Here is a 5,801-nt window from a genome sequence, read left to right as displayed (position 1 = left end):
CCCCACAAATTCATTTCCTGTTTCTCCACGGCTTGGAAAACCGCCCCCGGTGTCCATGGGCCCCCCGGCCAAGGGGGGCAGGATGCCCCAGCTGCCGCGTGGATCGCTCACGCCCTTGCCTATCGTGCCGCCGCAGCCGATATATAAAGCATGAGTCTGCCACCCGGTTTCCTTGATGAATTGCGTACGCGCATTTCCTTGTCCCAAGTCGTTGGGCGCAAGGTGGTCTGGGATATGCGCAAATCCAACCAGGGCAAAGGCGATATGTGGGCGCCGTGCCCCTTCCATCAGGAAAAATCCGCCAGCTTCCATGTTGATGATCGCAAAGGGTTTTACTACTGTTTCGGATGTCACGCCAAAGGCGACGCGCTGACCTTCATCAAGGATACCGAAAACCTCGGCTTCATGGAGGCTGTAGAACTGCTGGCGCGCGAGGCGGGGATGCCGATGCCCGCGCGCGATCCGCAGGCCGCTCAAAAAGCCGACCGCCGGAGCCAGTTGGCTGAGGTGATGGAAGAAGCGGTAAAATTTTGCCGCTTGCAGTTGAAAACTGCCGCCGGGCAAGTGGCGCGTGACTATCTGGAAAGGCGTGGGCTAAAGGTTGACGCGCAAGAGCGCTGGGATATCGGCTGGTCACCCGAGGGTCGGGAAGCGGTGTTCTCCGCGATGAAGGCCAAGGGCTTCGCACCAGAGTTGGTCATTGCGAGTGGCGTTTGTGCGAAATCGGATCACAATGACGCCCCCTATGACCGTTTTCGCGCGCGGATTATTTTCCCGATCCGTGACGCGCGGGGGCGTGCGATCAGCCTTGGCGGGCGCAGCCTTGATCCCAACGCGCGGGCGAAATACCTCAACGGGCCGGAAACCGAACTTTTCGACAAGGGCCGCAACCTGTTCAACCTTGGCCGGGCGCGGGAAGCGGCGGGCAAAGGCGCGCCTCTGGTGGTGGCCGAAGGCTATATGGACGTGATTGCGCTCTCCGAGGCCGGTTTCACGGCCACAGTCGCCCCACTGGGAACGGCGGTGACTGAAGAACAACTGCGCCTGATGTGGCGGGTATCGCCGGAACCGATCATCGCCCTGGATGGTGACACCGCGGGTCTGCGCGCGGCCCTGCGGGTGATTGATTTGGCCCTGCCGCTGCTGGAGGCGGGGCAGGGGGTGCGCTTTGCCGTGCTGCCACCCGGACTTGATCCTGATGACCTGCTGAAAACCCAAGGCAAGGGTGCGATGCAGGCGGTGCTGGATTCCGCGCAACCGATGGTCAACCTGCTGTGGCAACGCGAAACCGAAGGCCGTAATTTTGACAGCCCGGAACGCAAAGCGGCTTTGGACAAGATCCTTCGCACAGCGTTGATGCGGATCACCGATACCTCCATCCGCCATCACTACGGGGAGGAAATCAAACGGCTCCGCGCCGGTTTGTTTGGGCAATCGCACAAATTCCTTTCGCGGAAGGAATGGGTTCCGGGCCAGCGTAGCAAGGGGAAACCGTGGCTGCCCGAACCGCGCGCGACGACGGTGACCAAAACCTCCGCCCTGGCGCTGGGTCTGAATGATGAACGCCTGATCGAACAAGTCATTCTTGCCACCCTGATTACCCATCCCCGCCTGATCGCCAAAGCGGAAGGCGTGCTCGACCGGCTGGATTTCACCGACCCGGAGGAGGACCGCCTCCGCCGCAGCTTGCTGCGCCTTGGCCATGACATCGCGTCCGAAGCCCCACCCGAATCCCTGCGCGAAAAACTGGACGCGGAGCACCGTGCGCTGCTTGAAACTCTTCTTCACCAAAACCATGTGATGTCTGCACCACCGATCCTGAAAGCCGATGATACGGATTTCGCCGAAGTCTGCCTGGGCGATATGTTGCGCAAACTACGGTCTTCGCGCGGCGGGCGGCGCGAAGTGGATGACGCGGTAGAAGATCTGGACGGCCTGGCGGATGAAGGGCTGACCTGGCGTCTGGCGCAGGCGAATGAGGCGCGCTTCAAAGCCGCCAAGGGGCCGCAGACCGCCAAGGGTGAAGGCTTTGTTGCCGACAACGGGGTGGAGATGGATCGGGATGAATTGGAGGAAGCCAGAAACCTGTGGGACCGCATTGATTTTGGCCGAAATGGCCGTCCAAAGGGATGAGGTAACCTCAACGCACGAGCAAAAGAAGGAAATCAATGCCCAACCCTTTCAACTTCCCTTCAAAAGCTGATAAACGGGCAAATCATCGGAAAAACCGGGCGAAAGCCTTTCCCTGCCGGTGATTCGCGCTAATGATTCGTACAACCGACCGAGTGATTCGGTTCCAACAGACCAAACACTCGGCCCAAGGAGCATCCATGGCAGCCAAAGATACCGACGACAGCAAGCAAAACGATTCCGAGGCAGACACCTCGCTGGATATGAGCCAGGCTGCCATCAAGAAGATGATCGCGGATGCGCGCGAACGTGGATACATCACCTATGACCAGTTGAACGCGGTTTTGCCGCCGGAGCAGGTGTCGTCGGATCAGATCGAAGATGTTATGTCGATGCTGTCGGAAATGGGCATTCAGGTTACCGAAGAAGAGGAGATGGAAGAAAGCTCCTCCGCTGGCGAATTGGTGGAAACCAATGCCGGGTCGCGTGAGGTGGCGCTGTCAGGTGCCGCGAGTGAGACGCTGGACCGGACGGATGACCCGGTGCGGATGTATCTGCGCGAAATGGGCTCCGTCGAACTGCTGAGCCGTGAAGGTGAGATCGCGATTGCCAAGCGGATCGAGGCTGGGCGCAACACGATGATCCTGGGCCTTTGCGAAAGCCCGCTGACATTTCAGGCCATCACCATCTGGCGCGACGAACTTTTGTCCGAAGACATTCTGCTTCGGGATGTGATCGACCTTGAAACCACCTTTGGCCGTGGCATGGACGGTGAAGGCGAAGGCGACGAGGAACTGGTCGGCCAAGGTTTGGCTGGCGGCGGCGAAGCCTCTCCCAAACGTGACAGCAATGCCTCCGGGCCGGAACTTGACGCGGACGGCAACCCGTTGTCGCGTAACGATAGTGACGACGACGATGAGGATGACGAAGCCTCCAACATGTCGCTGGCGGCGATGGAAGCGGCGTTGAAGCCGCGCGTGCTGGAAACATTGGAAGTCATCGCGCATGACTATGCCGAACTTGCTGAAATGCAGGATCTGCGCATGTCTGCAACGATGAACAAGAAGGATCGTTTCACCAGCAACGAGGAAGACGCCTATCAAAAATTGCGGTCCGAGATAGTGTTGCTGGTCAATGAGTTGCACCTGCACAACAACCGGATCGAGGCACTGATCGACCAGCTTTACGGCATCAACCGCCGCATTATGGCGATCAATTCCGGCATGGTGAAACTGGCCGACCAGGCCCGCATCAACCGCCGCGAGTTTATCGAAGAATACCAAGGCTATGAACTGGACCCGACTTGGTGCGACCGCATGGCCGCCAAGGAGGGGCGCGGCTGGCAAGCGCTGATGGACAAAAGCCGCGAGAAGGTAGAAGAACTGCGCGAGGAAATGGCGCAGGTCGGCTCCTACGTCGGCGTTGATATTTCCGAATTCCGCCGCATCGTAAATCAGGTGCAGAAGGGCGAGAAAGAGGCGCGGCAGGCCAAGAAGGAAATGGTCGAAGCGAACCTTCGCCTTGTGATCTCCATTGCCAAGAAGTACACCAACCGCGGCTTGCAATTCCTTGATCTTATTCAGGAAGGCAACATCGGTTTGATGAAGGCCGTGGATAAATTCGAATACCGTCGCGGCTATAAGTTCAGCACTTATGCAACATGGTGGATCCGTCAGGCGATTACCCGCTCCATCGCGGACCAAGCCCGCACCATCCGAATTCCGGTGCATATGATCGAGACGATCAACAAACTGGTCCGCACTGGCCGCCAGATGCTGCACGAAATTGGCCGTGAGCCGACGCCGGAAGAATTGGCGGAAAAGCTGCAAATGCCGCTGGAAAAAGTGCGTAAGGTGATGAAAATTGCCAAGGAGCCGATCTCGCTGGAAACGCCGATTGGCGATGAGGAAGACAGCCAGCTTGGCGATTTCATCGAAGACAAGAACGCGGTGCTGCCGTTGGATTCTGCGATTCAGGAAAACCTGAAAGAAACCACGACGCGGGTTCTGGCATCCCTGACACCGCGCGAGGAGCGGGTTTTGCGGATGCGCTTTGGCATCGGCATGAACACCGATCACACACTGGAAGAGGTGGGGCAGCAGTTCTCCGTTACCCGCGAACGTATTCGTCAGATCGAAGCAAAGGCGCTGCGGAAGTTGAAACATCCGAGCAGGTCGCGGAAATTACGGTCGTTCTTGGATCAATAAGGAAAGCGCCCCTTGGGCGCGTTTCGTCTATCCTGCGTGGAGGGGTGCCAATTCGCGGCCTCTTCAAACCTCCCGCCCTGCCGCCCTGCGACGCCACTTTCGCACCGCAAATACCGTCAGAACCAGCACGATTGCAACTGGGATCCCTATCACCAGATATTCCGGAACGCCGAAGCCTTGGAGCAAGCGCGCAATCAATTCTCCCGCCTGATGGCCGATGTGCACCAGAATGAGTGACCACAAAAACGCGGCGATTCCGGTCAGCACCGCGTAGCGTAGCGGCGTGATCTCGGTCGCGGTGGCAAGCGCAACCGGGCCAGCAGTCCGCACCCCCGGCATGAAGCGGATCGCAAGCGCCAAAAGCATCGGGTAAGCGACAAACAGATTGAAAAACCGCCACTTCCGGGCGGCCTCGACCGCGCGTTTGGTGCGGTCCCGTTCGCGAAAGCGGCGGGCGAGATGATAGATCAGCAGGTCGGAAAACCAGCCCCCGGCCATACCCGCAATCACCACAGGCCACAGTGGCAACAACTCGCGCTGTACCAACACGCCCGCGGTAACGACGGCTGCGTCACCTTCGACCGCGGCGGTGCCAAAAACCGCCAAAAGGCCGAACTGCGCAATCAGGGATGTGGGGTCAAACATGGGGCATACCTCCGCCGCCCCTCTCACATAAGCAAACCACACGGCGCTGCAAGCCTCATTGTTGCGATGCTTGTGCGACAGGGCCGATATTTGCCACATCGCGGCGGCTTGCGATACCCGGGCACAGGAAATCCGGCGCCGATCCAGGATTGTAAGGTGAATTCCTCCCCATCCCGTTGTAGGCTTATGGGTGTTTCCCCAAAGGACGAGCAGCATGAAAGCCCGATTGATTGCGACTATTTTATTGTTTTTGCTGTCCCTTCCGGCAAACGCCTTTTCGGCGCGAAACGGCATGACGGTGCTGGGGCGCGATGGGACCGACTTCACCGTCGCTTTCGATTCGGTGCCGCGTGAGACCGATTATCTTTGTGCGGCGGGGGATTTTCTGATCGCTGCACTTGGTTTGCCGAGCAAGACGAGATTCTATCGCGCGTCACCGCCACCGCGCAAGCAAGGTCAAGGCATCAGCTTTACGACCGACCCGGCGCGCAAGGTGAAGATGGGTTTATTCACATCCTTTGGCAACGGGGCGCAGGATGGCGGAATCTCCGCAGGGGCAGCGACGGGTAGTTATTGCGAGTTTTTAATGTGGTTACCGTTCGAGTGAACGCGGTTTGGCGCTTTAACCAAGGATCACGCGGTCCATGGCGATATCATGCGGCAGCGGAAAGATTGACGGCAGCGCCTGAGTGGCAAAGCCGATACCGACGACTCTCGTGCTATGGCCCGCCGCCCGCAGACCCGCCAAAGTCCGGTCATAGAAACCGCCGCCATAGCCAAGCCGGTAGTTTTCAGGGTCGACCCCGACGACCGGCGAAA

The 5,801-nt window shown here is 58.8% G+C and carries 5 protein-coding genes; 3 read left to right on the top strand and 2 right to left on the bottom strand.

Features of this window, described 5'->3' with window-relative positions; genetic code table 11:
- The first annotated feature begins 150 nt into the window (after window positions 1–150).
- Complete coding sequence (gene dnaG, locus L0H65_RS13155; protein ID WP_301459506.1) at window positions 151–2,133, top strand: DNA primase; 1,983 nt, start codon at window positions 151–153, stop codon at window positions 2,131–2,133.
- 197 nt (window positions 2,134–2,330) lie between these two features.
- The gene (rpoD, locus tag L0H65_RS13150) at window positions 2,331–4,337 is read left to right on the top strand and encodes an RNA polymerase sigma factor RpoD (RefSeq protein ID WP_301459505.1); all 2,007 of its coding nucleotides are present in this window, start codon (window positions 2,331–2,333) and stop codon (window positions 4,335–4,337) included.
- A 63-nt stretch (window positions 4,338–4,400) separates the two neighbouring features.
- On the opposite strand, the gene L0H65_RS13145 is transcribed toward rpoD, so the two are convergent.
- Window positions 4,401–4,982 (bottom strand): DedA family protein, encoded by a 582-nt coding sequence (locus tag L0H65_RS13145; protein WP_301459504.1) that lies wholly within the window; start codon window positions 4,980–4,982, stop codon window positions 4,401–4,403.
- A 214-nt stretch (window positions 4,983–5,196) separates the two neighbouring features.
- On the opposite strand from L0H65_RS13145, the gene L0H65_RS13140 reads away from it, so the two are divergent.
- A complete protein-coding gene (locus L0H65_RS13140; protein ID WP_301459503.1) occupies window positions 5,197–5,589 on the top strand; it encodes a hypothetical protein in 393 nt (130 codons plus the stop codon).
- Window positions 5,590–5,604: 15 nt separating this feature from the next.
- Here L0H65_RS13140 and L0H65_RS13135 read toward each other — a convergent pair.
- A partial coding sequence (locus L0H65_RS13135; RefSeq protein ID WP_301459502.1) for a 5-formyltetrahydrofolate cyclo-ligase occupies window positions 5,605–5,801 on the bottom strand: 197 nt, incomplete at its 5' end.

It is taken from the genome of Pseudorhodobacter sp. (genome assembly GCF_030452865.1).
In the GTDB taxonomy this organism is placed as follows: Bacteria; Pseudomonadota; Alphaproteobacteria; order Rhodobacterales; family Rhodobacteraceae; genus Pseudorhodobacter.
This window is presented reverse-complemented; position numbering and strand designations above follow the sequence as displayed.